Source organism: Hyphomicrobium sp. (genome assembly GCF_019744875.1).
Taxonomy (GTDB): domain Bacteria; phylum Pseudomonadota; class Alphaproteobacteria; order Rhizobiales; family Hyphomicrobiaceae; genus Hyphomicrobium_C.
In genome coordinates this window covers 216061-242827 of record NZ_JAIETU010000006.1, presented here as the reverse complement: position 1 = coordinate 242827, position 26767 = coordinate 216061, and the positions used below count along the sequence as shown (strand labels likewise).

Below are 26767 nucleotides of genomic sequence, written 5' to 3'. Positions count from 1 at the left end.
GCTTACCCCCGCGACGCTGCAAGCAACATACGATGGAAGGTCTTCATGACGCTGGTGTTGCGCGCGTAGTTTCCGGCCACTTCACCGGCCTTCAGCATCTGCTCTTCGAGGCTGACGCTGTTGCCGGAGTGCACGACCTGCCACTTGGCGGCTTCTTCCGTTTCCGCGTCGCTTCCCGTCCCGCTCGTCGGAGAGAGATGCTGCTCCTGCGTCTTGCGCATCTCGATGCCGGTGGAATTCAGCACCGCCTCGAAAGGCTGCACGTCGAGCGCCTTGAAGCCGGGCGTGTTCACGTTCGCGATGTTCTGGGCAAGCACCGACTGCCGAACAGAAAGCCAGCGGTTCTGTTGCGAGGCGATCGAGAAGAAGTTGATTGCGTCCATGGAAGCGCGCGCCTCACCTGAGCCTGCCTCAGTTGTAGGTCTTCAATCTTGTCCGAAGCTTGTGATTGCGGCCTGCAACACGTCGCGCCAGGCGCGGAAAAATGCCGAAACCTGAAAGTGTTAACGCCGGTGCATATGCGCTACACTGGCGCCCGCAACAGGGCGCTTCCGGCGAGCCCGTTGAACACGGCCTGCACCGCGATCGCGGCCAGCAGAATGCCGAACACACGCATCAGCACGCGCTGCGCTGTGATGCCGAGAAAATGCGCCAATTGATGTGCCACCAGCAGAAGAACGAGAGACAGCGCCATCACGGCCGCCAGCGCCCCCATTGTGATGGCGAGCGACAGCGCATCTCCGTGTGCGCCCGCCGCAAGCAGGATGCCCGCACTCATGGCGCCCGGACCCGCCAGCAGCGGCGTTGCGAGCGGAAAGACCGCGAGGTCTTCCTTGCGCTGCGCCTCCGCCCCTTCCGAGGGCGTGAGCTTGAACGCGCTCGACGGCCGCGCAAACACCATGTCGAGCGAGATCATGAGCAGAATGATTCCCCCCGCCGTCTGCAGCGCCGAGATCGTGACGCCGAGTTGCCGGAGCATCGGCCCACCGGCCAGCGTCGCCGCCGCGAGAATCAACGTCGCAATCGCGACGGCGCGCACGGCGATCTTGCGCCGCTCCGCAACAGGCACGCTCGGCGTCAACGTCGCGAACACCACCGCCGCCTCGATGGGACCGACGGTCGCGAAGAAGGTCGTGAAGCTCGTGAGCGCAGCGGCCAGCATGGCGTCCGTTCCGATCGAGAAAGATGAGATCAACGAAGAGGCAGTCTATCCGCGCCGTGCAAAATCGCGAGGCAACCTGTTAGCACCGCGCAACACCTGCTGCTAACACGCTGAAATGAAACATGAATATTGAATTTCTTACAGAACGGCGTAAATTTGTCGACGCACCTGGTCTTTTTGGGGGGACCGACATGAGCACCGCCGACAACGACTTTGTCCGCATGCTTGCGGGCTACAGCTTGACCACCGCCGAGATCATCTATCGCCTGCCCGATCATCCCGCTCTCATGCAGAGCTACATCTGGCAGGACTACGATCTCCACCCGCGGTTTCCGAAACTCAAGAGCTTCCTCGACTTCTGGACGCACAACCTGGAGGGCAAGCTCCACCAGGTTCTCGTTGCGCATTCCGGGTTGATCAAGCCCTGCGAGCTGAAGCTCGTCGGAGCGGAACTCCGGCTGCACTGAGCCGCGTCGCACGCGGCGGCAGGCAGACTCAGGCGGAAAGCGAAGGCCCGTCTTGCGACGCGTCGCCTTCGTGCCGCTTGCGGCCGCGACTGCGGGGCGCGATCCGCGCGTCTTCGATGGCCTCGATCAGGCGGTTCGTATTCCGGTCGGGATCGTCCGCACCGCCTTCGAACGAGACGTAGCTGATCTCGATTCCCGCCTGCAGCGATTGCAGCACCAGCCGGAAGTACGCCGACACGTTCATGTGGTGGAATTCCATGTCGAGCGAGATGCAAGGCGCGCATCCCCACGGCAGCTCCACCTCTCCCGAAAGGCCGAAGCAGATCGTGCCCGGCTTGAAAAACATTTCCGTCGATGAATTGACGAGGTTTCGGATATTGCCGAACTGTTCGGTGCGGATAAAGGCGATGAAATCGGCCGGATCGACCAGCCGCAGCTCGGAGGCGACATCGCGCAAGCCGTCGGCGAGTGCCTTTTCCCGTTCCCGCGAATAATCTCTGCCTTGCTTCAACATATGTCAGACCCTCACACCGGCCGCCGCGCCTGCTGTCCCTTTTGAGCAAGGAACAGAATGATGCCGGCGACAGCCTTGTAGAACTCCGGCGGAATCATCTTATCCACCTCGACGCTTGCGTAGAGCGAACGTGCCAGAGAACGATCCTCGTAAATTGGTATGCCGTTCTGCTCCGCGATGAAGCGGATCTTGAGCGCAATAAGGTCCTTGCCCTTGGCGACCACGACCGGCGCGCCGCCTTCCTCGCGCACGTAGCGCAATGCCACGGAATAGTGCGTTGGATTTGCGACGATCAGCGTCGCTTTCGGCACTGCCTGCATCATTCTGCGCCGCGAGCGGTCGCGCTGCAGAGACCTCAAGCGCATGCGGACCAGCGGATCGCCTTCGGCCTGCTTGTGCTCGTCCTTGACCTCCTGCTTGGTCATCATGAGCTCTTTGCGCCACGAGAACCGCGACCAGGCGATGTCGGCCGCGACGAGCACCAGCGTCGCCGTCACGATTGCAGAAAGGAAGCGCACGCTGAGATCCAGCATGAGGCTCGGAACCGCCGTCGGCTCCATGAACAGGACATTGAAGAAATCGCGGTAGGACGCGCCGAGCGCGATGTAGCCGCTGAAGGCCACGATGGAGAGCTTGAACAAGCTCTTGAGAAATTCCACCTGGCCCTGCACGCCGAAAATGCGCGTAAAGCCCTTGAAAATCGAGATGCGTTCGAGCTTCGGCTGAATCCGGTCGCCGACGAAACTCGGCTGGTTTTGAAGCAGCGATGCCAGGACGCCCGCAATCGCGAGCACGAGAACGATCGGCAGCACGAACTTCGCCGCTTCGATCGACACCACCATCAGGATGGCGGAAGCATCCGCGCCGTTCGAAATCAGGAAGGAGCCGGGCTGGTCGATGAAGCCTTCGAGCGAGAACCGAAGCTTGACCGCGTTCTCCGAGAGCAGAAAGACGGCCGCGATCAGAATGGCCAGCATCGTCGAGAGAGTGGCCGCTTCTCTCGAATAAGGGATGCGACCCTTCTCGAGCGAATCGCGAACCTTCTTCTCTGTTGCCTCTTCTGTTTTACTCTCTTTATCCGGCGCGTCTGACATCGCGGCGAGACCTGCTCAGAAAAGACCGAAAACAGAATAGCTAAGCGCAAAAAATCGAAGGTGCCGCGTAGATCACGAGGTGCGGGGCCCGGCCGAGCCGATCACCTCGGTCAGCGACACGCCGAAGCGCGAATTGTCCTCGTCGAGCACCACGACCTCGCCGCGCGCGATGATGCGGCCGTTCACGACCACGTCGACCGGCTCGCCGACCTTCCGGTCGAGCGGCACGACAGCGCCCCGGCCGAGCTTCAGAACGTTGGCCACCGGCATGGTGGCCGATCCGAGCACGATTTTCACCGACACGGGGATCTGCAGCACGGTATCGAGATGGCGCGGGCGCGGCTGGCCCGCCGCGTTGGCCGCGGCAGCCGCGATTTCCGCGAATGCTTCGGCCTGCGACGGTTCTCCGATCGACTGGAGCTCGGCGGCGGCAGGGCGGATATCTTCTTGGGCCATCGGATCTACCTGAATTCAACGTGTCTAACTCAGAAGACCTGAGCGGCGCCGTCCGGGCGCCGGCAGCAAGTCTACGCGGCTTTCTTTGATTCGCCGCCACCGCCGCCCACAGTTTCCGCTTCCACCTCGTCGATCGTGGGGCGTTCGTAGGCGGAAATCGTCTTGCGGCCGTACTCCACCGCCACCTGCGGCATGGCGCCGTTCATGAAGGCGAGCAGCGTCTGCTTGGAAACGATGTAGAGGCGCATCTGCTTTTCACGCCCGCCCTTCACCTTCGTCGCCAGCGGCGCAAACACGCCGTAGGAGAAGAAGATGCCCGCAAACGTTCCGACCAGCGCCGCGCCGATCAGGTGGCCCAGCACCTCCGGCGGCTCTGAAATCGCGCCCATGGCTTTGACGACGCCCAGAACGGCCGCGATGATGCCGATGGCCGGCAGGCCGTCCGCCACGTTGCTGATCGCCTGATAGGCCTTGAGCTTGTCGTAGCGCAGCGTCTGGATTTCTTCGTCCATCAGCGCCTCGACCTCGTGGGTGCGGGCGTTGCCGATGATGATGAGACGGCAGTAGTCGCAGATGAACACCGTGAGATCCTTGTTCTTCAGGACCGTGGTGAACTTCTGGAAAAGGGGTGATTCTTCAGGAGCGTCGATGTGCTTTTCGACCTCGTTGCGCGGCTTGCTGCGCAGCTCCCGCATCAGTGAGTAGAGCAGGCCCATCACGTCGAGATAGTGCCGCGAGGTGGGAGCGGCATTGCCGAACGCCTCGCCGATGCCCTTACCCGCGTCCTTGATGACCTTCATGGGGTTGGCGACGATGAAGGTGCCGAGCGACGTGCCGAGGATGATGACGAATTCCCACGGTTGCCACAGCACATCGACATGCCCGCCCATGGCCATGAAGCCGCCGAGCATGCACACGAGCATAATCACAAGGCCGAGGATGATCGTCACGAGCTAACCTCGCATTAAGCGTTGTTAACGCATTACTAGTGTTCCGATTCCGAAGTTCGCCAGTATTCGCGGCGAGGCCCGCAAGTGAGCTTCGGAGCCCTGAGGAACACTAGAAGCATTGACCCGCTAGCGTTATCCAGACCGGGAAAATCGCTCAAAGCCTCCGCTTGTGAGGCGAATTTCCCGATCATCACCCTAGCTGGCACCTCCTTGTGCGAGCCTGATCAGCGGCGCCACGAGCCGCCTTCGTCCACTGCCCACGGCGTATCCGCCACCGCGTTTTCTGCGGATCTGGTTGCATCACGAAGTGACGTCAGCCTGAGACAAGCCGCTTTGACCAAACTGGCAACCCGACACGAGGCCCGAAAACCGTGCTCACAACATCGGATAACTACCGGCTGATCGCGAAAGACCTGACGAGATCGCTCACCACGCTCTCGAAGGATCCACAGGTCGCGCGCGAAACCGAGTTCTACATGGACAACATCGGCAAGATTAAATCTGTCGATGACTTCATGAAGAACGACCGCATCTACCGTTTCGCCATGAAGGCGTTCGGTCTCGACGACATGGCCTACGCCAAGGCGTTCGTCAAAAAGGTGCTGACGGAGGGCCTCTCCGACCCGAAATCCTTCGCCAACTCCCTCACCGACCCGCGCTTCAAGGACCTCGCCGCCACCTTCAATTTCGAAGCAAAGGGCGAAGCGGCGACGGAGAGCACCGATGCCCGCCAGGGCACCGTCGACCGCTACCTCCGCCTCGCGCTCGAGCAGAAGTCCGGCGAGCAGAACGAAGGCGTCCGCCTCGCGCTCTACTTCTCCCGCAAGGCGCCCACGATCTCCTCGACGCTCGGCATCATGGCCGACAAGGCACTGCTGAAGGTTGTCCAGACGGCGTTGAACATGCCCGCCGAGACGGCGCTGATGTCGCTCGACAAGCAGGTCGAGATGTATTCGAAGCGCATCGACGTGGCCGACTTCAAGGACCCGAAGAAACTCGAAAAGTTCGTCACGCGCTTTACGTCGATGTGGGAGCTCTCCAACGGAGGCGCGTCTCAGGCCACGTCCCAGACCGCTCCGCTCATGTCGTCCACGTATCCCGTCGGCATCTCGACCGACGTTCTCGCCAGTCTTCAACTCCTCAAGCTCGGAGGCCGCTGATGCAGCCCAGCCTATATGTCTCGTTGTCCGGTCAGATGGCCACCATGCGCCGTCTCGAGACATTGGCTCACAACGTCGCCAACGTGACGACGGCGGGTTTCCGCGCCGAAGAAATCAAGTTCGACCAGCTTCTGTCGCAGAAAACTGACCAGCCGACGGCATTCGTTTCGGCCGCCAAAACCTACATTTCGCGCGAGCAGGGCGAGCTTGTGCAGACCGACAACAAGCTCGACGTGGCCGTCACCGGCGATGCGTGGCTCGCCATCAGCGCTCCGGGCGGACGAACGGCCTACACCCGCGACGGCCGCATGACCATGACGCCGGAAGGCGAGCTTCGCACCCTCACCGGCTATCAGGTCCTTGATGTGGGCGGCGCGCCGATCCAGCTCAATCCGAACGGCGGCACGCCCAACATCGCGCGCGACGGCACGCTGACCCAGGGCGGCCAGCAGCTCGGTGCATTGGGCCTCTTCACCATTCCGAACGAAGCCCATCTCGCGCGCTTTGAGAACTCCGGCGTGATCCCGGACATGGCCGCCCAGCCCGCGCTTGATTTCTCCGTTGTGGGCGTCCAGCAAGGCTTCATCGAGCAGGCCAACGTCAATCCCGTCTCCGAAATCTCACGCCTGATCCAGATCCAGCGCTCGTTCGACTCGATCAGCAATTCCATCTCCGAAGCCGAAAAGACGCTCAGCTCCGCCATCAAGACCCTCGGCGAAACCGGCTAACGCACTTCCTCCTCAACGCGTTGACGAACGGGCACTCGACACACGATGACTGAAGCCGCCGCACGCCCAGATCGCCGGACGCCAGATCGCCGAACGGGAGAAGCACGCCCGAACGCGCTCGATCTTCTGGAGCAGCGCATCGCCCACGTCGCCGCGGCCGTGCCGCTGATGCGCGTCGGCGGGGTCGTGACGCATGTCACGCCGGCTTACGTCCAGGTCTCCGGCCTTTCGCGGCACCTGAAGCTCGGCGACTGCATCAGCTTCGCCTCGGGAACGACGCCTCAGCTCGGCGAGGTCGTCCGCATCGACAAGGGCGACGCGACCATCAAGCCGTTCGACGCCAATCTCAAGATCGGCCCCGGCGAAATCGGCTGGCTGCACGGCAACCAGAGCCTGCGCCCGCATGCGTCCTGGAAGGGCCGGGTGCTCAACGCGCTCGGCGCGCCCATCGACGGCCTGGGCTTGCTGCAGGAAGGCGAAAAGCCCTACGCGTTCGATGCCGAACCGCCCTCCGCCATGAGCCGGCAGCGCGTGCGCAAGCCGCTCAAGTCCGGCGTTCGCGTCATGGACCTGTTCACGCCGCTTTGCGCCGGACAGCGCATCGGCATTTTTGCAGGCTCCGGCGTCGGCAAATCGACCCTGCTCTCGATGCTCGCCAAATCGCAGGGCTTTGACACCGTCGTGCTCGCGCTCGTCGGCGAACGCGGCCGCGAAGTGCGCGAGTTCCTGGAAGACGCCCTGGCGCAGAACCGCAGCCGCGCCGTCACCGTCGTCTCCACCGGCGACGAAAGCCCGATGATGCGCCGCCTCGCGCCCAAGACGGCTCTCGCCATCGCCGAGTTCTATCGCGATGCCGGCGACAGCGTGCTTCTCATCGTCGATTCGGTGACGCGTTTCGCGCATGCCACGCGCGAAGTCGCGCTTGCCGCCGGCGAGGCGCCCGTCGCCCGCGGCTACACGCCGTCCGTGTTCAGCGAGCTGCCGAAGCTCCTTGAGCGCGCCGGGCCCGGCCAGGAAGGCACAGGTTCCATCACGGGCGTCTTCTCGGTCCTCGTCGACGGTGACGACCACAACGACCCCGTTGCCGACAGCATCCGCGGCACGCTCGATGGCCACATCGTGCTGGAGCGGAAAATCGCCGATCAGGGCCGCTACCCGGCCGTCAACGTGCTGACATCCGTTTCGCGCCTCGCCAATTCCGTGTGGTCCGCCGAGGAACGCAAGCTCGTCATGATGCTGCGCGCCATGATCGCCCACTTCGAAGACACGCGCGATCTCCGCCTCATGGGCGGCTACCAGCGCGGCGCCGACGCCGAGCTCGACAAGGCCATCGATGTCGTGCCGAAGCTCTACGAGGCGCTGAAGCAGTCGCTGATGGATCCGATCAGCACCGAGCCGTTCCAGGAAATCGCCCGCGCACTCGCACCGCCCAAAGAAGACCCCGCCAAGAAATAGCGGGTCGGACCACGCGCTGAATAGGAAAGAAAGAAGACGCGCCCTAGAGCTTCGGCGGGCCGCGAACATCCTTCTTCGGAATGTACGACAGCTGGTCGATCAGCACGTCCTGCACCACCGTCATGCCGAGGCGCTTGTTGACGTTTTCGCCGAGCTTCTTGGCAAGCTCCGGCAGATCCTGCTTCTTCATATTCTGGAAGTTGACCTGCTCGCCCGCGTAGATGGTCTTGAACGCCTCGTCGAGCACGTAGACTTCGGGATTGACCGGGATCTTCTGGAGCGCGATCGCGTCCACAGTGAACACGAACTGGGCCACCATATAGCCCTGGATCGTGCCGCCGCCGATGATGGGCACGTTAATGGCCTTGGTGCGGAACTCCTCGAGCTTCATGCCCGCAGCGGCCGCCGCGCCCGCAGACGATTGTTTCTGCCATTCGAGCACGCCGAACACCGCGCCCACCGCAATGAGCGAAGCCCAGATGCCGGTAAGGACGAGCTTGATCATGCGCGCCTGGCACTGGCGGAAATGGCCGGCGTATAGGTGCCATCCGAATCCGAGTTACGGATCGCATCCGCGAGCGAATTCGAAACCTCGCGCACCGCTTCGAGGTGGAGCTGGAGCACGGCCTGATTGACGGCGAGCTTGGACTTCAACACAGCAACGCGCGCGGCGAGAGACGGGCTGGGCGGGCCGCCCTGCAACGTCCGCATCAGCCGCATCAGCTCCAGCAGCGCCTGGCTCTTGCGATCGTTGAAGTCTTTGAGGTTGACGACCTTGCGCTCGCGAAGCGCGTTCGTCTCCTGCTCGACGATGTCTTCCAGACGCTCGATCGACAGCTCGACGGTGGACGTGATGACCGACGGGATCTGCGACATGCTACACTCCGGTATCCGGCTCGGCGCCCGGCAACGGAGCGCTCATGGTGTTGAGAGTGGAAAGGTGGCTCATGACCCCAAGCGAGAGGCCGCCGTTCGGCCGCACAGGCACCTGATGGCCAGCACGCACCGTATCGGCGATGCCGAGCCCGCCGCGCGCAGCAACCTGCTCGGCGATCTTCTCCGACATCATCGATTTCCAGAAGTCGCCCGAAATGCCGGATCCGAAAACGCCCTCGGCCTGATCGGGCATCATCTCCTGGATGAAGCTCTGCAGCACGAAGGATTCGAATTTCTCAGCAGCGTCCGCCGTCTTGCGCACATGAGGAGCCCGCGCGGCCAGCGGATGCTCGCTCACGGCCTTGACGTCTGAAAGCGGACGGACGGTCATTTCGGCCATAGGCGCGGGGCCCTTTCAGGCAGACGGAACTTCGCCACCATGACTCACTGGTCTTGCTCGGAGCTTGCGAAGTTCTGCGCAAAACGGGCCTCCAGAAGGAGTTCCAGCTCCTCTCGCTCCTCGATGCGTCCGAGCTCGACCGTTAGCTCGTCCTTGAGCCGCTCCGAGTTGCGCAGCCTCCCGCCGTGTTCGAGCACCACCCGCGCCTGCGCTTCGATTTCAGGCGCGAGTTTGGCCTCCTCCTGACGCAAGGACTTCAAGCGCCGCACCGTCACGTCGACGAACAGCCCATGCAGCGCATCGTCGCTCGAAAGCGCCTTGGCGAGCTCGTCCTGCGCGGCCCGGCACTCCGCCATGCGCTGCTGCAGACGGGCGTACTTCACCTCTTCGAGGTTGTGCAATTGCTTCTGCACGTCCGCGATGCGCGTAAGGCTTCGGACCCGGTCACGCATGCCCGATCACCCCTTGCTGAGAAATTGTTGGAAGCCGGCGAAGAACAGGATCAGCGCCTCGCTGAACGTGAAGTACAAAAGCAAAAGGCCACCCGCGAGGACGAACGGTGTCGAAATGAAGTAGACTGGAATGAGCGGCGTCATCTTGTTCATGATGCCGACGAGAAAGTTGAAGATCAGCGCGTAGACGAGAAACGGGCTCGTAAGCTGCGCAATCAGAATGAACGACTGCGACGCCGCGTCCGTGATCTTCGAGAGCGCGAACTGAGGGTTGAACATGTCCGTGACCGTCAGCACGGAATAGGAGGCAACCAGCGCCTTCAACACCTCGAAATGCGTCCCCGTGACGAACAGCATGACGGTCGCGGTGAGCGTGAACAGCGTCGCCATCGCCGGAGCCGGCTCCGACTCCTCGACTGCCGTGTCGGGCGTGCCGCTGAACCCCATCAGCATTGACGCCGCCGTTCCCATGAACTGAAGCGCGAGAAAGAAAATGCGCGCCATCACGCCGATCATGATTCCGATCAGGCTCTCGGACAGAATGAGCTGAACGACGGTCGGCACTGTGGCCTTGGCCAGGTCGCCCTCGACGATGGGAACAACCAGCGGTGCCAGCACGAGCGTGACGGATACGGCGAGAAACACGCGGATCTGCATTGGCACGCGCGAGCTTCCGAACCCCGGCATCATCATGAGACATCCGCCAACCCGGCAAAACACCAGGAATGTCAGCAGCACCATGCCTGCCGTGATTGGGATCACGAGATCGAGCCCAGCGTCTTGACCTGAATACCGCGCGCGATCTCGAGATGCGACAGCACCGGCAAGGTCGGGAACAACCGCTCGGTCACCATGCGCACGTAGGGGCGCGCATCCGGTGCCGAAACGAGAACGAACTGATGGCCCTGGTCCAGAAGCCCACGGATCACCTTCGTGGCCTCCGCCCCGAACTGCTCGATCAAGCGCGGATCGATATCGAATTCGACCACCTCGCCCTTGTTGTCGCGCTTGAGGCTCTGGTGGAAGGCGAGATCCCAGCGATTGCCGAGCCGCAGAACCTTGAGCTGGCCCGCATCCGAGAGGTCGCCGCAGATCTGCTGCGCCATGCGCATGCGAACATGCTCGGCAAGCTGCTCCGCGCGCCGGACGTGCGGCGCAATTTCCGCGATGCTTTCGAGCACGAGATGCAGGTTGCGGATCGAAATGCGCTCGGCAAGCAGCAGCTTGAGCACCGCCTGCAGCCCCGAGTAGGAAAGCTGCGAAGGAATGATCTCGTCGACGAGGCGCTTGTACTCGGGCTCCATGCGGTCGATGAGCGCGCGCATATCCTTGTACGAGAGCAGTTGCGACAGGTTCCCGCGGATCACTTCGCGCAGATGCGTCAGCATCACCGACATCGGATCGACGGGATTGAAGCCCTCCCGCTTGACCGTGCTTGCGAACGTTTCCGAGACCCAGATCGCCTTCATGCCGAACGCCGGTTCCCGCGCCTCGTCGCCCGGCACGTCGGGCATCGGCCCTTCGCCGGTGATCACGAGCAGGTCGCCGATGCGAAGCTCTTCCTGGGCCACCACAGTGCCGTGGATCTTGATCTGATAGCACTTGCTCGGGATCGCGAGATCGTCCGTGATGCGGATGTCCGGCACCACGAAGCCATACTGCTTCGCGAACGCGCGCCGCATGCGGCCGACGCGATGCGCAAGCTCGCCCTGCGAAGCCAGCAGCGAGCTTGAGAGCTGCTTGCCGAGCGCGATTTCGACCTCGGCCGTCTTGAGCTGCTCCTTGACCGACTGGCGCGCTTCTTCCTTGCTGAGCCGGTCGGCTTCCTGCTTGACGGCATCCTCGGCCGCCTTCGCCGCGGCGAGTTTCTTCGGAATGGACGTCGCGATAAACAGAAGCCCGCCCGCGAGGATCGCGAACGGGAAGAACGGCAGGCCAGGAGCCAACGCGAGCGCGAGCAGCACGACGCCCGCAACGGCGAGAGCGCGCGGATAGTTTCCGAGCTGCCCGAACACCGCCATTTCGGCCGAGCCGCGCGTGCCGCCCTTCGAAACGAGCAAGCCCGCCGCGAGCGAGATGATGAGCGCCGGGATCTGCGTGACGAGACCGTCACCGACGGACAGGCGAACGAACACGTCCGCCGCATGCGCGAGATCCATCTCATGGCGGGTCACGCCGATGATGATGCCGCCAAAAATGTTGACGGCGGTAATGATGAGGCCGGCGATCGCGTCGCCGCGCACGAACTTCGACGCACCGTCCATGGAGCCGAAGAAGGCGCTTTCCTCTTCCAGCTCCCGCCGGCGCGTCATCGCCTCGGCTTCGTTGATGTTTCCCGCCGACAGATCGGCGTCGATCGCCATCTGCTTGCCGGGGATGGCATCAAGGGTGAAGCGGGCGCCGACTTCTGCAATTCGCGTCGCGCCCTTCGTGATGACGAGGAAGTTGACGGTGATCAGGATCACGAACACGACGACGCCGATGACGAAGTCGCCGCCCATGACGAAGTTCGCGAAGCCCGCGATCACGTGGCCGGCCGCCGTGTGGCCCTCGTTACCCTCGGAGAGAATGAGACGCGTCGTCGCCACGTTGAGCGACAGGCGCAGCATCGTGGCGATCAGCAGCACGGTCGGGAATGCGGAGAACTCGAGCGGGCGATGGATCCACAGCGAGACCATCAGGATCAGCACCGCGAACGCGATCGAAAACGCCAGACCGACGTCGATCATGATCGCCGGCAGCGGCAGGAACAGCACCGTCAGAATTGTGACGATGCCGACTGCAAATCCGATGTCGCGCGAGTTGCTGATCCGGTTCTGCGTACCGGGAACAGCGACAGTCGTGGCCATGCTACCCTCGAGCCCTGCTACATAAGGCGCGAGTTTCGCTCAGCAAGCTTGTGCGAAGGTCTCCCGGGCGACGCCGCCGTTGCTCCAACCGCTGGCGCCGCCTCGGAAATTCGGGTCAGAAGGCGGAAAAACCTAGAACCCGCTCGGGATGCGCGCGTACGTCTGCTCGGCAAACGAAAAGATCACGGCACCGACGAACGGAGCGGTGAACGAGGTCACGAGCAGGATAGCGATGATCTTCGGCACGAACGTCAGCGTGATCTCCTGCACCTGCGTCAGCGCCTGCAGCAGAGCAATCACGATGCCGACGAACATGGCCGCGACAACAGCCGGCGATGAGGCGATCACAACCGTCCAGATTGCCGCCTGGCCGAGATCGAGTGCGTCAGCGGGATTCATGCGTTGGTCACCTTCACACCCGCTTCCATCAGCATTTTCTTGCCGTCTTCGAGAATGGCCACGGCACCGTCCGAGAAGATCTGGATCGCCGTCACCTTGCCCGACACCTTGCCATCCGGCGAGGTCACGACCTTGCCGATCAGCCCGTCAGCCTGGTTCAGCGCCATCGACGTGATCAGAGCGTCGAGCTTCGAGTTCATCTTGATGCCCTGCTCGACGTTCGAGAACGAGGCGAGCTGGGCCACGAACTGCGTCGAATCCATCGGCTTCGTTGGATCCTGGAATTTCATCTGCGCAGTGAGCAGCTTCAGAAAAGAGTCGTAGTTGAGGTTGCCGGCTGCATTTCCGGTTGAGCTTGCACTCGGCTGCTGTTGCTGCTGCGCCGCGGTGGATGAGCTTGTGGGAGGTACGGCCATGTTCAGCTTGCCTTTACGACGCGAAGTTCAGCCATCCGGTTTCCACCCAGAATGGCATCCTCGATGGGGATCAGCGTCCGCAGCGTCTTGAGCGCCTCGAAAGGTGCGCCTTCTGCCACTTTGCCGGAGATCGTCTCAAGTCCCGCAATGACGATCGGATTGGCGAAGGTTTGCTTCAGCCAGTACATGGTGTCGTCGTAGACGCCGCGCGCGGTTTCGATCCCCGCCGGCTCCATCACCATCGTCTGCAGAATGTAATAGAGCTGCCGCAGCGGCGTGACCGTCTGCTGCGCATGCATGATCTCGCTTTCGGCCAGGAACGGCACGTCGTTGAGGATCTCGAACGTCGCGCGCCCCTCGGAGCGAAGAACCGCGCCGTTGATGAAAATGCGTTCGCCTGCCCGCAGCGTGACACGTGTCGGCGTGGTCATCTCAGTCCCTCCGAAATCGTCCTGGAAACGTCGATCAGCCCAGCAAAATTGGAAGACCGCCCTTGGCGGATTTCCTCTGTCTCACGCATCATCCACAAACCAACCGACACCAGATCCGCGCGCAATTTGTCCGGCAGTCCGTTCTCCGGCTTTGCCAGATCCTCGATGAAAATGCCCCAGAGCCTGCGAACGAAATAGATCGCCTCGACCGCCTCGCGCGATTGCGCGCCGCGCTGCTGGGCCGACTGCAGAAGTTCGATCGACTTTTCGAGCGCGGTCCGTTCGTTCTCCCGAGCCACCTTGGGAGAGTCGTCGAGAACCTCGTCGTAGTAGAACTTATACATTCGAGTATCCAAATCCCGGCGTGAGCGCCTTAGATGAAGTTGACCAGGCTCAGGTTTTGCAGGCGGGCGGTGAGCGCATACGCGGTTTCGATCTGCGTCAGCAGAGCATTGACGTTGGCAGTTGCCTCATAGGGGTCGACGCCTTCCAGCGCCGTAATGTGCTGCGTCATGAGCGTGACCTGAATATCGATCTTGTCGTTCGCCGACTTGATCCGCTCCTCGGACGTGCCGAGACCCGCGCGAAGCTGTGTGAGATCTCCGATCGCCTGCCCGAGCACGCCGATCGCCTTGTCCACGACGGCGTAATAGGCGTCGTCCGAAAGCTCCTCGAGCCCGATATCGCCGATCATCGTGTAGACCGATGCGATCTGCCGGAACGGATCGGCGTTCGCGTTCGTCGAGGTCTCGATGCGTTCGTTGTTCGAGATGCGGCTTGTGATGTTCTGGTCAGAAGCCGACGACCAGGTCGACGTCCAGTTCGCGTCGTTGAAAAGGTCCGAGAACCCATTGTCCAGGAACGTCTGCATATCCGCGCCGGTGATCGTCTCGACACCGGCTTGCGACTGCGCGAGCCCGAACTCGTTGAAGAACGCATCGTTCATCGCGGTGCGCCCGAGCGATGTCGGCTGCTCGAAGTAATCGGTGATCGGCTTGACGTCCGTGTTGACGCCCGAAAAGATGTGCGCGCCGTTGACGGCCGTGTTCATCGCCGCCGTGAACGACGTCAGCTTGGCCTTGGCGTCGGCAACGGCCACGCCGTCGCTCGTACGCGCCGCGCGCGCCGCCACCAGCGTCTGCATGAACCCCTGCGCGGCATCACCCAGGCCTTCGAGCGTGGTCTGCGTCAGCTCGAGGCGCGATGAGGAAACCGTGTTGGTATCCTTGAAGGTGTTCAGCCGGTCCAGATCCTGGCGCAGCGAAACCGTGCGCTGCGTGAGGTAGCCGAGGCTGAGGCCCACGTCCGCGTGCCGGCCGGTCGCCGACTCCTTCTGGGCATCAGCCAGCTTGATCTGCAGATTGACGCGCGTTTCGCGCGTTGCGTTGACGAGAGCCAGCGTGGAGATCGAGGTTGTTTTCATTACCCGACGGCTCCAAGCAAGGCGCTGTACATGCTGTCGATCACGCTGATCAGCTTCGACGATGTCTGGAACGAGCGCTCGATCTCCAGCATGAGAGAGAGCTCCTCGTCGAGATTGACGCCCGTGGTGCGCGTGAAGCTCTCGAACGACCGGTTGTAGAGCGTCGATTGATACTGGTAGCTGTCGTCAGCGACCTTGCGCCCTTCCTGAAGCCAGCCGGCCGACGTCGACGAGAAGTTCGCGAGCTTCCCCGTCGCCGCGAGCTTTGCGGCCGGATCGTAAGTGTAGTCCGCGTTCATCTTGGAAATCAGGTCGTCGATGCGGTCGGTGAAGCTCGCCGCACCCGTCGTGTTGTAGACGTAGTCGGTGTTGAGCGGGTCCGAGATGCCGCCGTCCCTGAGACGCGTCGCAAGACCGCCCGCGTCAGGATCGGCGTTCGCATTGACGCGCAGCCTGCTCGCCAGGCCGCTGACCAGTACGCCGTCGGCCGGAATGGACGTCGCGCCCGAATAGGTGAACAGGCCCGGCACGTCCGGACCGCCGCCCACCTGATCCGACTCCGCGAATGCCGTGACCAGCACGCGCGCCATCTCGTCGAGCTGCGCCTCGTAGGACATCGAGATGTCGTCGCGCGCCTGAACGAGGCCGACGATCCGTCCCGACTGCAACGGCATCGTGGCGTTCGCACCCGTCACCGGAACGCCGTCGATATATACGGCGCTGCCCGGCATGCCGGGTGTCAGGTTCGACGTTCTCTGGAAAGTCACCGCACGCGGCGCGCGATCGAACAGCGTCACACCGCTATCGGTGTAGATCGACATGTCGTTGTCGGCGCGTGACACCGTGCGAATGCCGACCTCGTTCGAGAGGTTGGCGAGAATTTCGTCACGCTGGTCCATGAAATCCGTGACGTCAGCGCCCGTGATCGTCCCCTTGACGATCTGAGCATTGAGGCCCTGGAATTGTTCCAGCAGAGAATTGATCCGGTTGACGGACGACTGGACGCCGAGATCGGCATCGTTGCGGACCTGTTGGACGGTCGCCGCTGCGCTGTTGAGACTGCTCGCGAGATCGCGCGCCGACCGCACGGCGGCTTCGGCGGCAAGCTGGTTGTGCGGCTGCGAGGAGTAGGCTTGCAGCGCGTTGCTCAGCGAGTTGATGAGGGCTGCGGGCGACGAGTCGAGCTCGACGTCGTTGATCGTCGCGTTGAGAAGATCGAGGGAGTCGAGCACAGCCGAATGCATGGCCGACGACGAGCCGGAGGCCAGCACCTTGCGGAAGAGCACGAGATCTTCCGCGCGCGTAACGCCGGACGTCCTGACGCCGGAACCCGGCATCGTGAGCACTTCAACCGACTTGCGCGTATAGAAGGCGCGGTCCGCGTTCGCGATGTTGCGCGAGACCACGGACGTGCGTTCGCCGGCCACGTAGAGGGACGAGTTTGCGGTGGACAAACTTGCGGAAAGGCTCATCGCGCGTCCACTCCCCTACCTCACCTCACGCGGATTACCGCTTGAGGTTGACGAGGACCTCCATCAGCTCACCACCGGTCTGGAAGACCTTGGAGTTGGCCGTGAAGGCAAACTGAGATTCGATCATCGTGGTCAGTTCGCTCGCGGTATCGACCGTCGACTTCTCGAGCGCAGACGACCGCACCGTGCCGAACAGGGAAGAACCCGGGAACCCGAGCTGGAGCTGGCCGGAGGTAGCGCTGACCGAGTAGGCGTTGCCGGCTTCGGGCTTCAGATTGTCGGGGCTTGCAACAGTCGCCAGCGGAATTCGATAGATGCCGACGCGCGCGCCGTTCCCATAAACGGCATAGAGCGTACCGTCGGCCGCAAATTCCACGCTCTCGACCGAGCTCGGCTTGTTGCCGTTGACTTCGGACGCGAGGATCTGGAATTCGTCGGCGAGCTCACTCGACTCGGAAAGGTCGAGAACGAGCGGCGAGGCGCCGTTCGGCACCGTAATTTCAAGCGTCTGCGGGCTCGAAGGATCGAGCTGACCCGTCAGCGGATCGAAGACCAGAACTTCGTTGTTGGCGTTGATGGGGCCGCTTGCGTAAGGGAACGGACCACCCGGGCTCGTCGCCTCCGACGCATCGAACACCGCAACCTCCCACTGGTTGGCGGCGGTCTTGGTGTAGTAGATGTCGAGCGTCTTCTCGCGGCCGACGTTGTCCACGACGGTCATCGAGGTCTTCGACGTGTAGACGGCCGTGGCAGCATTGCCAGCCGGCGTGTCCGTCTGGATGTCCGCGTCTTCCTGAAGGTTCACGAAGAACTTGCCGGTGGTGGACGGCGTCGCTTCAAGAGACATCGCTCCGATGTTCACGTTCTGCAGACCGGTGGTGCCGTTGGCGGAAACCGCCGCGGTGCCGCCGTTGAGCGGATAGCCCTGCAGCGTATAGCCGGCGGCGTTGACCAGATCGCCGTTGGCGATCTTCACGAACGAGCCCGCGCGCGTCAGGAAGGTCGAGCCGCTGGGATCGCCGACGAGGAAAAAGCCATCGCCGTTGACGGCGAGATCCGTTGCAGACGTCGTGTAGTCGAAGCCGCCCTGCTGCGTGATGCCGTAGCGGATCTGCGTATCGACGCTACCCGGCACGTAAGAGCCGGTGCCCGACTCGAGCACGACGGTCGAAAACTCGGTGAACGCGCGCTTGTACCCGTGGGTGCTGGCATTGGCGATGTTGTCGGAAACGGTGCCGAGACGGCTCGACTGAGCCGCCATACCGGACGCACTCGTCCGCATCATGCCGGAAATGCTCATACCACAGAGTCCTTTGCGAATAGCCCCACCTTCTCAAATAGAGCATCCGCATCTTGCGCGAGGCTGGATGAAGCACCAGCTTCCCCACGTCTTTCCCCGCCCGCTTCCGTGACGAGCCGGTATCCGAGATAGCGCTTTGAATCGATTGGATCGTAGCCCAGCCGGTGGCGCAGCCGCTTGCGCAGCTTGCTGATGTGGCTCTCGACGACGTTCTCGTCGATGTCCTCGCTGAAGAGGCCATAGACCGAGTTGAAAATCTGCGTCTTGTTGATCCGGCAACCGCGGTTGGCGACCAGATACTCGAGGATGCGCCGCTCGCGACGCGGAAGTTGCAGCACCTCACCGGCCACTTCGGGATCGCGGCCGTCGAAGAACACGCGCATCTCGCCGACGTCGGTGTAATCCGGCGCTCCCACCGCCCGGCGGCGGATCGCCTTGACGCGCGCAATGATCTCGCGAACGTGGATCGGCTTGCGGACCACGTCGTCGACACCGACCGCGAAGAGATCGAGCGTCTCCTCGAGCGAGCGGCTCTCGTTCATGACAATGACGGCAGTGGTGGGAGACCGGCGCCGGATGGTGCGCGCCAAGGCGCAGCGATTTTCGCAGTCGCCCAGCAGAAAGGCCTCGACGGACTTCATGTCCTGCTCGGAGACGGCGCTCACCCAGCCTTCAAACTCTCCGGGGGCGAGCCCGCACGCGGATATTCCCTCACGCGTGAACCAAGAGGTATACCCCTCGGTCACAGTAGCTCTCTCGTCGACGACCACGATCATGTGGCGTTCCCCCCAGCATCGGCACCCCCGAATCACTCACGCCACCCCACATCTCGGGGATGCAGTGAACCGGCTTTGGGATCAACGATTTGTTGAGGATTTCTCTGATTCGATTCTAAATCAGTCTTGTAGTGTTGCGCAAAAAAATCACCGAGGTGAGTCCCGCGAACATCACAAGATTCGTGCGCGGAGCAAGATTGGGCCGAAACAGCCTCGCGCAAGGGGGTGCGCTTTATATGCTTCGGGCATTCGGACGCCCAGGCGCGAACGATGCGCGTGCTTCTCGAATTCGGACTCGGAAGAGCGATGCAAAAGGCATTCGGAACGACGTTGCCCAAAACCGTTCGCCGGCTCGCCGCCTCGATGACGCTTGCGGGCGCGCTGCTCCTGCCGTCGGGGCAGGCTGGAAGCGCCGAGTTCAACATCGAGCTTGTCACGCCCGGAATGAACCAGACGGAGCTGCAGTCGGTTCTAGGGCCCCCAAACTACATTCAGGTAAAGTACATGCGCACGGCCTGGCAGTATTGCCCGCGCCGCTTCTTCATTCGCTTTCTCGATCCGTACGTCCGCGAGTATGTCCGCGAGGAAGCCCCTCCCCTCTTTGTCACCGTCTGGTTCGAAAACGGCCGAGTCGTGCACATGCGCGCCTACCCCGGCGAGAGAATGGGCGAGTGCGAAGACTTCCTGGCCGCCTTCCGCTGGGAAGACGACATCGGCGGCGGGGTTGTCGAATTCGAAGGCGGCCGCCGCATTAAATAGTGCAAGCGCAGGGTCGCTCGGGTCGCGCACAATCGCACCAGTCCATCCTGGGTGAATGAAGCGGACAGGCTCTAGCGCGACCCGCTGCCGGCCGGCGGACCACCCCGACCCTGCGTATCCGTCTCCTGCCTGACCAACGCCCTGTCGATGGCCGCATTGACATCCGCCATCGCGGCAAGAGCTTCTTCACGCAAGCCTGCCTCCACGCGATCCGGATGATTGGCGGCAGCAAAGCGGCGACGCAGCTTGCGCAGCTCGGCAGGCGTGTGGCGCTTTGCGTCCAACGCCAGCTTCAAGGCCCTCGCCGCTTCGCCCGGAGCTATCGCAGGTTCGACTTCCGTCTCGGCGTCCGCCTCGAGCTGATCTTCGGCTTCGTAGGCCCGCGCGAGCGACGCCTGCGCCACATAGCCGGACGCAACGGAAATATCGCCCAGACTGCCCACCATGGGTCCGGTCAACCGTTCGGCGTCGTCCTCGAACAGGATCGGATTGCCGTCCGCATCAAGAGACGCCTCATCGAGCGCATTCTCGAAGGCGTGCTTGAACGTGCCGCGCCGGACCTTCGACGGCCAAACCAAAGATCTCACTCCTCGCCACGGCGCTGTTGCACCGGAGAAGCGAGAAGTATCGCCGCTACGCCTTGTTCGGGCCTTGCGCCAATGTTGCAGGAGAGACTGAGAGAACAGTCCTCTAGGCCGCGGGCCCCGCGGAGCGCCCGTCGCCTTGCGCGAGCAGCCGCACGGCCACCACGGTCGCGTTGTCCTGATGGGGATCCTTGAGCGCCTCGACGGCCCGGATCAGCGCGTTGGCGACCGCACCCGCCCCGTCGTCCGCATAAGCGGCGATGATACGCTCGATCTCCGCCGGCTCCAGCGTCTGCAAGCCGTCGCTGGCCAGGATGATGTAGTCGCCGAGTTCCACCTTGAGCGGCCGCCGCGACAGATCGATGAGATCGATGTCCTCGCCCGTCACCGCCGAGCGCAGCATGTGCCGCCGCGGATCGCGCCGCGCATCTTCTTCTGTCATGGCGCCGGCGGCCGCCAGCCGGTCGAGCTCAGGCGCCAGCGAATGGTCTTCGTTGAGAAGCGCGATTTCCCCGCGCCGGTAGAGCAGAAGCGGACTGTCGCCGACACTCACCCACTCGATACCCTCGGCACCGAACGTCACGCCGACGAGGGTGGACCCCATGCCCGCAAGCATCGGGTTGGCAACGACAGTCTCCGCAATCGCGTGGTTCGCCGCCGTCAGCGCCTCGAACAGCTTGTCCCGGTTGGGGCCGTCTTTCCCGGCGTAAGCCTTGACGAAACTCTCGCACGCCATTCGGCTCGCGAGCGCTCCGCCCGCATGCCCGCCCATGCCGTCCGCGAGCACCGCCACAGCCGGCGAGCCGTTGACGGACAGCTCCTGCGGACCGGGCGACCCCATCTCCCGCCCCGTCCAGAACAGCGCCGTATCCTCCTGGTAGCTTCGTGCTCCCCTGGTGGCGCGACTCGCGTGCTCAATTGCCAGCATTCGTCCTTGAACCTTGATCGCCCGGCAGACACTGACCCGGGCGTGAGCAGCTCGGCTCGTCGATAACTCTTCCTGGCTTGCGCCATATGACTTCGAACGTGCGACTATGAACGCCCGATCGGAAAACCGCGACCGGACAACGTCCGCGCCTCAGGTCTGTTCCTGCAACGCCGACCAATCGAATTCCGGGCCGCAGAACGGCACGAACACGAGTTGCGTGCGCCCCATCGTGATGACATCCATCTGCGACAGCTCGACGGCGCCCGTCGGCCGCTTGTCGTTGACGGAAACCACATTCGTCTTAGCAAGGTTCGGCACGAACAGGAACGATCGATCGGCTGAATCGTAGCGGATATACGCCTGCTCATCCGAAGAGATGGCGTCGTCGCCGAAATCGATGGCAATGCGATTGTTGGCCGAGCGGCCCATCGAGTTGTTGCCCTCGAAGATCGGCCGGAACTGCCCGATGCCCGCCCCACCGACGACCACCAGCCAGCCGACGACCGGATCCTGGTCGAACGTCCCGCGCGTCACCTGCATCTTGCCACGCACCAGCGTCGTCCGCGATGCGGGCTCAGGCTGCTTCGCGGCCCGCACCACACGCGTTGTCGGCGGCGCATCGGTTTCCACATGCCGGCTTTCGACAGGCACGCGCGCCGCGCGGGCCTCTCGTGCGGCCTCGGCCGCGCTGAGTGAAGCACTGCTTTCGCTGGAGGGCGGGGGAAGCTGCGCCGCAGCCTCCGGGCCCGCCACTGCGATCACTTCGCTAGGCGCGGCGGCAGCAGGAGCGCGCTGCGCCTCCTGCCGGCCGGTATCCTCGCGGCTGGCCGCAACCAGCGCGTCCTTGAGCGATCCAAGAAACCGTCCCGATCGTTGGCCCTGAGGCCCAGCGCTGCCTGACATCGACCTGCTCTCCTTACCTGACTGTTGTCATCGGCCCGCTGGTGGCGCAAGCGCCGCGCAGCGGCCGATGTCGTACTGCCGGATCCACTCCGGCGTTTTGGACTGCTCAGCCCTTGGCGGGGCCGGTATTGAATTTGAGCCGCGCATTGCCGAGCTGGATCGTATCGCCGCTCGAAAGCCGCGCCTCCGAAACGGATCGCCCGTTGACGACGACACCGTTGCCGCCCGCGCTCGAGAGATCGGTGATGACGAATTCCGCGTCCTCGGTCCGGTGAACGGCCGCGTGGTAGCGGTGCACCGTCACGTCCTCGAGGCAGATGTCGTTGTCGGTTTCGCGCCCTATGCGCAGCAGCGTACGCCCGAGACTGTAGCGGCTCGTGCTTGCAGAAGGCGCCACCTCGTCCGCGTTCTCGAGCTGGATCCAGCCTTCCTGCGGCCGCAGCGGAATATGCCCTGTCCGCACGCCGTCGCGGGGCAACACATCGGCGTCACGCGAAACGCGGCGCACTTCCGTTCGCGCTTCGGCGATGTTGACGGACTTCTCCTCGCGCCTCAGCGCAATCAGTCCCGCGAACGCAAGCGGCGGTATGGCCACCAGCGCGGCGACCAGCCCCAACACCAGCGCGGGGGCGCCATTGTAGCTCGATGCGATCCAGTCCGTGAAAGCCGTCCACGACATCCCGAGCGGTTCGGCCGACGCAGCGCCGTCACCCGCGCCGCCGTCGGGACTTGCGCCGGCCGCTGCCGCAAGCCCACACGCAATGAGGCCGCCCACGGCCGTCAGCGCGATGCGTTTCCAGACCGGAAGAGGGAGGGCAGACGAAATAGCAGCGCGTTGCATGGGGATATGCTCAGGCCCGAATCGGCCATAGTTTTCGTTGCGCTCTGCGGCAGCAACATGGCCGCCCGCACCGCGTCTCCAGCTTTTTGAGCCATCTTTGATCTGAAAGCGCACGCCTCCGCCACATTCCTGCTTCACAAGAGGCGCCGGAGGTGATTTGCACCCTGAAAACGATGGCACGTGATGGTCCGAGTCGATGCGAGCCAACCCTGAGCCCGAGAGCTGATGACGAACTTGATCGCGCTAAAGAACGGCACGGAACTCGTCGGTGATTACCGCATCGAGCGCGTGCTTGGCGCGGGCGGATTCGGCATCACGTACCTGGCCGAGGAACTGGCCCTCGATCGCCACGTCACGATCAAGGAATACTTTCCGTCGGACTTCGCAGCCCGCACCTCGACCTCCGACGCCGCGCCGCGCTCGCAGGACTGCGACGGCGACTATCGCTGGGGCCTCGACCGCTTCATCGAGGAAGCCCAGACCCTCGCCAAGTTTTCACACCCCAACATCGTGCGCGTCTATCGCTACTTCCGCGCCAACAACACGGCCTACATGGTGCTCCACTTCGAGGAGGGCCAAAGCCTCAAGTCGTGGCTGAAGGGCCTCGGCCGCGCGCCGCGCCAGAAAGAGCTCGACGCCATCGTCGCGCCGCTCCTCGACGCGCTCGAGCTGATCCACAAGCAGGATTTCCTGCATCGCGACATCGCCCCGGACAACATCATCATCCGCAAGGACGGCACGCCCGTCCTGATCGACTTCGGTTCTGCGCGCGGCGAGATCGCGGCGCATTCGAAAACCGTCTCCGCGCTCGTCAAGCCCGGCTACTCACCCTATGAGCAGTACGCCGAGACAAGCCGCCAGCAGGGCCCCTGGACCGACATCTACGCCCTCGGCGCCACGCTCTATCACGCCATCACCGGCAAGCGCCCGTCGGACAGTCCCTCACGCATGGTGAAGGACGAGCTGGTCGCGGCCCGCGAGACGGCGCTGTCCGCGTATCGCCAGGGTTTCCTCAAGGCCATCGACCACGCGCTCTCGCTCAAGGTGGAGCAGCGTCCGCAATCCATCGCCCAGTGGCGCGGCGAGCTGTTGGCGCCGGACCCGGCCAAGCCGAGCTGGTTTTCCAACAAGGCTCCCGCAAACGAGCCCGCGAAGGCTGCCGATGCAAAACCGGCCAAGAAGGCCCCCGCAAAAGCGGCCACCACCACACCGCCCCCGCCCGATGCTCCGGGCCCCAAAGGCGGCATGCTCGATTTCCTGGACGGCCTGAAAAAGAAGCCGTCCGCGGCCGACGCTGGTGCAGCGGCAGCACCTGCGGCTGCGGCCGCCAAAGCGCCAGCCGCCGCACCCGCGTCCGCCCCCGAAACCAAAAAGCTCACCAAAGCGCCCGACCCGATCAAGCTGCCGCGCATCCTGCGGAAATCGGCAGCCCCCGCGCCGGCGTCCCCCACGCCGGGCACGGATCTAATTGTCGTCAAGGAGCCGAAGAAGGCCGAGAGCAAGGACAAGCGCAAGGCCGCGAGCAAACCGCGCCCGATGCCGCGCCGCGCTATTGGCTGGCGCCCAATCCTCTTCAAGCTGCTCGTCGGCGTCGGCGTCGCCAGCGGCGCCGTGGCGATGCAGGAGCGCTTCCCGCAATTCGAAAGCCGCGGCAGCGGCGAAACATCGGCCGGCATTCGCACCGCGTCCTTGCAGGAAGCCCCGGTCATCCGCCCCGTCGCGGAGCTGACGGGACACGTCGGCCCGGTCAAAGCGCTCGGCTATTCGAGCGACGGCGCTTCCATCGCGACCGCGGGCGCGGACGCGCGCCTCAAGATCTGGAACGCCGCCACCGGCACGCTGACGCGCACCATCGAGCTCGACAACGGCGCCGCGACCGCCCTCGCCCTATTCGGCTCGCACGCGCTGACCGGCCATGCCGGCGGCGACATCGTGCTGTGGGATTGGCAGCGCGCCGAGAAGATCGCCACCTTCAAGCGCAACGAAGCGGAAATCTGGTCGCTCACATTCACTGGCCGCGCCGACCGCTTCGCAGCGTCCAGCCACGACTGGAAAGTGACGCTTTGGGATACCGCGACCCCATCCGGTCCGGTCCAGGTTCTCGATGCCCACACGAATGCCGCGCAGGCCGTCGCCTACGGCACGTCGGAGGATGGCCCGCGCCTGGCTTCGGGCGGCGCCGACAAAACGATCAAGCTCTGGAACCTCGACACGCTGGATCGCATTCGCACCTACACCGGCCACAAGGATTTCGTGACCGCGCTCACGTTCGCGCCCGATGGAAAGACGCTGGCCTCCGCAAGCCTCGACGGCTCGATCCGCTTGTGGTCGACGCGCTCGAACCGCTCCCAGCGCCGCCTCTACGGGCATCGTGGCCGCGTCGGCGGATTGTCGTTCTCGCCCGACGGCAAGAACCTCGCTTCGATCGCCGCCGACGGGCAGTTGCGCATCTGGGATGTCGCCCGCGGTCGCACGCTGCGCACGATCGCAGGCCATGCCGGTGCCTTGAATGCGGTGAGCTACTCGCCGGACGGCACGCGCATTGCCTCCGCCGGAGACGACGGCGTGGTGCGCGTCTGGGCGAATCCCGTCCTTCCGCCTGCCATCAACTGACCTGTCATCAACTGAAAACGGCCACGATCGCAAGGACCGTGGCCGTAAAACGCCCGTGGTTTGGCGCCGTAATCGTCAGCCCTTCTTGGAGGCTGCCTCGAAGTCCTGGATATGGCCCTTGAGGTCGGCATATGCCGCGCAGGTCGCGCCGCACCGGCGCTCGATCTCGGCCAGCTCGTCGCGGGCCTTGGTGGGCTCGCCAAGGCTCAGGAACGCTTCGCCGAGATAAGCGCGCGCCACCACGTAGTTCGGATTAAGGTCGAGCGCCTGCCGGTAGATCGGCAGTGCGTGCTCGACGTCGCCCATCTTGCGCGTCGCATAGCCGATGTAGGTCAGGACCCGCTCGTCCTTCTTGTGCGCCAGCTTCAGGTAGCTGATGGCCTGCTCGTACTGACCGCTCTTGGCGAGCCAGTAGCCGGCATAGAACAGCTCATCGTCGCTCATGGCGGTGTTGGCCCGCCCAACGCACGAGGTCCACGCCGCCGTGCCCTTCGCGAGGCTGTCGCAAGCCGCGCTGTTCGGCCCGACGTCCTTGGAGAAGGTCACGCCGTCCGCATGCAGCGGCGCCGACGCCATGGCGGTGCCAATGAGAACCGCCAGCAACGGTGCGATCCTACGCGCAAGTGTCGTCATCAATAGTCCCCCTTTGGAAACGCCGGTTCGACGTTCCCGTCGATCGTTCATGGTTCGGATTGCTACTGGCTCAGCCGTTCGCCGGGTGAGCTGCCTCAAAGGCGGATACTTCCTTTTTGAGATTGTAGAACGACACGCAGCTCGTGCCGCAGCGCCGTGCGATCTCACTCAGTTGCTCGTTGGCATGGGCCAGGTCACCCTTGGCCAAAAACGCCTCGCCCAGGTACTCGCGGACCTGAACATAATCAGGTTCGATCTCGAGTGCACGCGCGTAGTAGGGCAGCGCCCCATCGACGTTGCCGAGCTTGCGCGTCGTATAACCCATAGCATTGAGGAAACGGGGATTTTCCTGATCCACGACCGTCGCCAGCAAGGCCCGAGCCTCGGCATGCTTGCCAGTGTGCGACAGCCAGTAGGCGCCATTGATCACGGCGTCGTCCGACGACCTGTGCGGCTTGCAGGCGGCCTTCTTCTTGTTGCCGGGCTTGGTGCAGTCGATCTTGGGAGCCGGAAGATCATCGGCAAGCGCAGGGGCCGCGCCGAACAGAAATGCAGCCGCGAATATTGCCGTGAAAGGACGAGCGAAAACTGAACCGATGCATGCCATGTCAGAACTCCCTGGGGGTAGCGCGCAACGCCTGTGGACAAATCTAGTCCTGGGGGCGGTCCAAGTCCACGGGCGCCGCGCAGATGCGCATTTTGTCCCAACCGCCAAAGCACCGCCAT

General features: G+C 63.4%; 31 protein-coding genes and 1 pseudogene. 6 read left to right on the top strand and 26 right to left on the bottom strand.

The features are described from left to right. Positions 1-2 precede the first annotated feature (2 nt). Both flgB and K2Y42_RS16315 read right to left on the bottom strand, forming a co-directional pair. Positions 3-383 (bottom strand): flagellar basal body rod protein FlgB, encoded by a 381-nt coding sequence (gene flgB / locus K2Y42_RS16320; protein WP_291154396.1) that lies wholly within the window; start codon positions 381-383, stop codon positions 3-5. A gap of 140 nt (positions 384-523) precedes the next feature. Then, entirely contained in the window at positions 524-1162 is a 639-nt protein-coding gene (locus K2Y42_RS16315) for a MarC family protein (protein WP_291154393.1), read from the bottom strand. Positions 1163-1353: 191 nt separating this feature from the next. On the opposite strand from K2Y42_RS16315, the gene K2Y42_RS16310 reads away from it, so the two are divergent. After that, complete coding sequence (locus K2Y42_RS16310; RefSeq protein WP_291154391.1) at positions 1354-1629, top strand: usg protein; 276 nt, start codon at positions 1354-1356, stop codon at positions 1627-1629. Between the two features lie 28 nt (positions 1630-1657). On the opposite strand, the gene K2Y42_RS16305 is transcribed toward K2Y42_RS16310, so the two are convergent. The 4 genes from K2Y42_RS16305 to motA form a co-directional block, all read right to left on the bottom strand. Continuing rightward, on the bottom strand, positions 1658-2143 hold the full coding sequence (locus K2Y42_RS16305; protein ID WP_291154389.1) for a hypothetical protein: 486 nt from the start codon (positions 2141-2143) through the stop codon (positions 1658-1660). 11 nt (positions 2144-2154) lie between these two features. Beyond that, positions 2155-3237, bottom strand: coding sequence for a flagellar biosynthesis protein FlhB (flhB, locus tag K2Y42_RS16300; protein WP_291154387.1), 1083 nt, complete (start codon positions 3235-3237; stop codon positions 2155-2157). Positions 3238-3309: 72 nt separating this feature from the next. Next, positions 3310-3693 (bottom strand): flagellar motor switch protein FliN, encoded by a 384-nt coding sequence (gene fliN, locus K2Y42_RS16295; protein ID WP_291154386.1) that lies wholly within the window; start codon positions 3691-3693, stop codon positions 3310-3312. A 71-nt stretch (positions 3694-3764) separates the two neighbouring features. Next, positions 3765-4643, bottom strand: coding sequence for a flagellar motor stator protein MotA (motA, locus tag K2Y42_RS16290; protein ID WP_291154384.1), 879 nt, complete (start codon positions 4641-4643; stop codon positions 3765-3767). A gap of 371 nt (positions 4644-5014) precedes the next feature. Here motA and K2Y42_RS16285 point away from each other — a divergent pair, with 371 nt between their 5' ends. Genes K2Y42_RS16285 through fliI form a run of 3 tightly spaced genes read left to right on the top strand, consistent with a single transcriptional unit; the run spans position 5015 to position 7986 of the window. After that, on the top strand, positions 5015-5803 hold the full coding sequence (locus tag K2Y42_RS16285; protein WP_291154382.1) for a DUF1217 domain-containing protein: 789 nt from the start codon (positions 5015-5017) through the stop codon (positions 5801-5803). Beyond that, on the top strand, positions 5803-6531 hold the full coding sequence (gene flgF / locus K2Y42_RS16280; RefSeq protein ID WP_291154381.1) for a flagellar basal-body rod protein FlgF: 729 nt from the start codon (positions 5803-5805) through the stop codon (positions 6529-6531). Before K2Y42_RS16285 ends, flgF begins: the two co-directional genes overlap by 1 nt. A 45-nt stretch (positions 6532-6576) precedes the next feature. Beyond that, on the top strand, positions 6577-7986 hold the full coding sequence (gene fliI, locus K2Y42_RS16275) for a flagellar protein export ATPase FliI (RefSeq protein WP_291154379.1): 1410 nt from the start codon (positions 6577-6579) through the stop codon (positions 7984-7986). Positions 7987-8029: 43 nt separating this feature from the next. On the opposite strand, the gene K2Y42_RS16270 is transcribed toward fliI, so the two are convergent. The 14 genes and pseudogenes from K2Y42_RS16270 to K2Y42_RS16205 all read right to left on the bottom strand — a co-directional run. Further along, positions 8030-8491: a hypothetical protein gene (locus tag K2Y42_RS16270; protein ID WP_291154377.1), complete on the bottom strand. Its 462-nt coding sequence runs from the start codon at positions 8489-8491 to the stop codon at positions 8030-8032. Further along, positions 8488-8862, bottom strand: coding sequence for a flagellar protein FlgN (locus K2Y42_RS16265; RefSeq protein ID WP_291154375.1), 375 nt, complete (start codon positions 8860-8862; stop codon positions 8488-8490). The genes K2Y42_RS16270 and K2Y42_RS16265 overlap by 4 nt, the downstream gene beginning before the upstream one ends. Position 8863: 1 nt before the next feature. Continuing rightward, positions 8864-9262 carry a rod-binding protein gene (locus K2Y42_RS16260; protein ID WP_291154373.1) on the bottom strand — a complete coding sequence of 133 codons (399 nt, stop codon included), beginning with the start codon at positions 9260-9262 and terminating at the stop codon, positions 8864-8866. 44 nt (positions 9263-9306) lie between these two features. Then, positions 9307-9714 carry a hypothetical protein gene (locus K2Y42_RS16255; protein WP_291154371.1) on the bottom strand — a complete coding sequence of 136 codons (408 nt, stop codon included), beginning with the start codon at positions 9712-9714 and terminating at the stop codon, positions 9307-9309. 6 nt (positions 9715-9720) lie between these two features. Next, complete coding sequence (gene fliR / locus K2Y42_RS16250; RefSeq protein WP_291154370.1) at positions 9721-10476, bottom strand: flagellar biosynthetic protein FliR; 756 nt, start codon at positions 10474-10476, stop codon at positions 9721-9723. Then, a complete protein-coding gene (gene flhA / locus K2Y42_RS16245) occupies positions 10473-12563 on the bottom strand; it encodes a flagellar biosynthesis protein FlhA (protein WP_291154369.1) in 2091 nt (696 codons plus the stop codon). Before flhA ends, fliR begins: the two co-directional genes overlap by 4 nt. Before the next feature lie 132 nt (positions 12564-12695). Continuing rightward, complete coding sequence (gene fliQ / locus K2Y42_RS16240) at positions 12696-12962, bottom strand: flagellar biosynthesis protein FliQ (RefSeq protein WP_291154367.1); 267 nt, start codon at positions 12960-12962, stop codon at positions 12696-12698. Further along, positions 12959-13378, bottom strand: a complete 420-nt coding sequence (flgD, locus tag K2Y42_RS16235) for a flagellar hook assembly protein FlgD (RefSeq protein ID WP_291154365.1) — start codon at positions 13376-13378, stop codon at positions 12959-12961. The genes fliQ and flgD overlap by 4 nt, the downstream gene beginning before the upstream one ends. A 2-nt stretch (positions 13379-13380) precedes the next feature. Next, complete coding sequence (locus K2Y42_RS16230) at positions 13381-13809, bottom strand: flagellar biosynthesis repressor FlbT (RefSeq protein ID WP_291154364.1); 429 nt, start codon at positions 13807-13809, stop codon at positions 13381-13383. Next, complete coding sequence (flaF, locus tag K2Y42_RS16225) at positions 13806-14153, bottom strand: flagellar biosynthesis regulator FlaF (protein ID WP_291154362.1); 348 nt, start codon at positions 14151-14153, stop codon at positions 13806-13808. The genes K2Y42_RS16230 and flaF overlap by 4 nt, the downstream gene beginning before the upstream one ends. 29 nt (positions 14154-14182) lie before the next feature. Then, positions 14183-15232, bottom strand: coding sequence for a flagellar hook-associated family protein (locus K2Y42_RS16220; RefSeq protein ID WP_291154361.1), 1050 nt, complete (start codon positions 15230-15232; stop codon positions 14183-14185). After that, positions 15232-16704, bottom strand: coding sequence for a flagellar hook-associated protein FlgK (gene flgK, locus K2Y42_RS16215; RefSeq protein ID WP_291154360.1), 1473 nt, complete (start codon positions 16702-16704; stop codon positions 15232-15234). Before flgK ends, K2Y42_RS16220 begins: the two co-directional genes overlap by 1 nt. A gap of 34 nt (positions 16705-16738) precedes the next feature. Next, the gene (locus K2Y42_RS16210; protein WP_291154358.1) at positions 16739-18004 is read right to left on the bottom strand and encodes a flagellar hook protein FlgE; all 1266 of its coding nucleotides are present in this window, start codon (positions 18002-18004) and stop codon (positions 16739-16741) included. A 110-nt stretch (positions 18005-18114) separates the two neighbouring features. Beyond that, positions 18115-18780: pseudogene (locus tag K2Y42_RS16205) on the bottom strand (response regulator transcription factor); the annotation flags it as partial. Positions 18781-19086: 306 nt separating this feature from the next. Here K2Y42_RS16205 and K2Y42_RS16200 point away from each other — a divergent pair. Then, the gene (locus tag K2Y42_RS16200) at positions 19087-19539 is read left to right on the top strand and encodes a hypothetical protein (protein WP_291154356.1); all 453 of its coding nucleotides are present in this window, start codon (positions 19087-19089) and stop codon (positions 19537-19539) included. A 71-nt stretch (positions 19540-19610) separates the two neighbouring features. Here the strand turns inward: K2Y42_RS16200 and K2Y42_RS16195 are convergent, their stop codons facing one another. From K2Y42_RS16195 to K2Y42_RS16180, 4 genes are all read right to left on the bottom strand, one after another. Beyond that, a complete protein-coding gene (locus tag K2Y42_RS16195; protein WP_291154355.1) occupies positions 19611-20117 on the bottom strand; it encodes a hypothetical protein in 507 nt (168 codons plus the stop codon). 112 nt (positions 20118-20229) lie between these two features. After that, positions 20230-21051: a protein phosphatase 2C domain-containing protein gene (locus tag K2Y42_RS16190; RefSeq protein WP_291154353.1), complete on the bottom strand. Its 822-nt coding sequence runs from the start codon at positions 21049-21051 to the stop codon at positions 20230-20232. 150 nt (positions 21052-21201) lie between these two features. Further along, a complete protein-coding gene (locus tag K2Y42_RS16185; RefSeq protein WP_291154351.1) occupies positions 21202-21954 on the bottom strand; it encodes an FHA domain-containing protein in 753 nt (250 codons plus the stop codon). 106 nt (positions 21955-22060) lie between these two features. Then, positions 22061-22795, bottom strand: a complete 735-nt coding sequence (locus K2Y42_RS16180) for an FHA domain-containing protein (protein ID WP_291154349.1) — start codon at positions 22793-22795, stop codon at positions 22061-22063. A 225-nt stretch (positions 22796-23020) separates the two neighbouring features. On the opposite strand from K2Y42_RS16180, the gene K2Y42_RS16175 reads away from it, so the two are divergent. Then, positions 23021-25408 carry a serine/threonine-protein kinase gene (locus tag K2Y42_RS16175; protein ID WP_291154347.1) on the top strand — a complete coding sequence of 796 codons (2388 nt, stop codon included), beginning with the start codon at positions 23021-23023 and terminating at the stop codon, positions 25406-25408. Between the two features lie 75 nt (positions 25409-25483). Here K2Y42_RS16175 and K2Y42_RS16170 read toward each other — a convergent pair whose 3' ends face one another. Then, positions 25484-26041 carry a tetratricopeptide repeat protein gene (locus K2Y42_RS16170; RefSeq protein WP_291154345.1) on the bottom strand — a complete coding sequence of 186 codons (558 nt, stop codon included), beginning with the start codon at positions 26039-26041 and terminating at the stop codon, positions 25484-25486. A 70-nt stretch (positions 26042-26111) separates the two neighbouring features. Next, positions 26112-26648, bottom strand: coding sequence for a tetratricopeptide repeat protein (locus K2Y42_RS16165; RefSeq protein WP_291154341.1), 537 nt, complete (start codon positions 26646-26648; stop codon positions 26112-26114). Positions 26649-26767 lie beyond the last annotated feature (119 nt).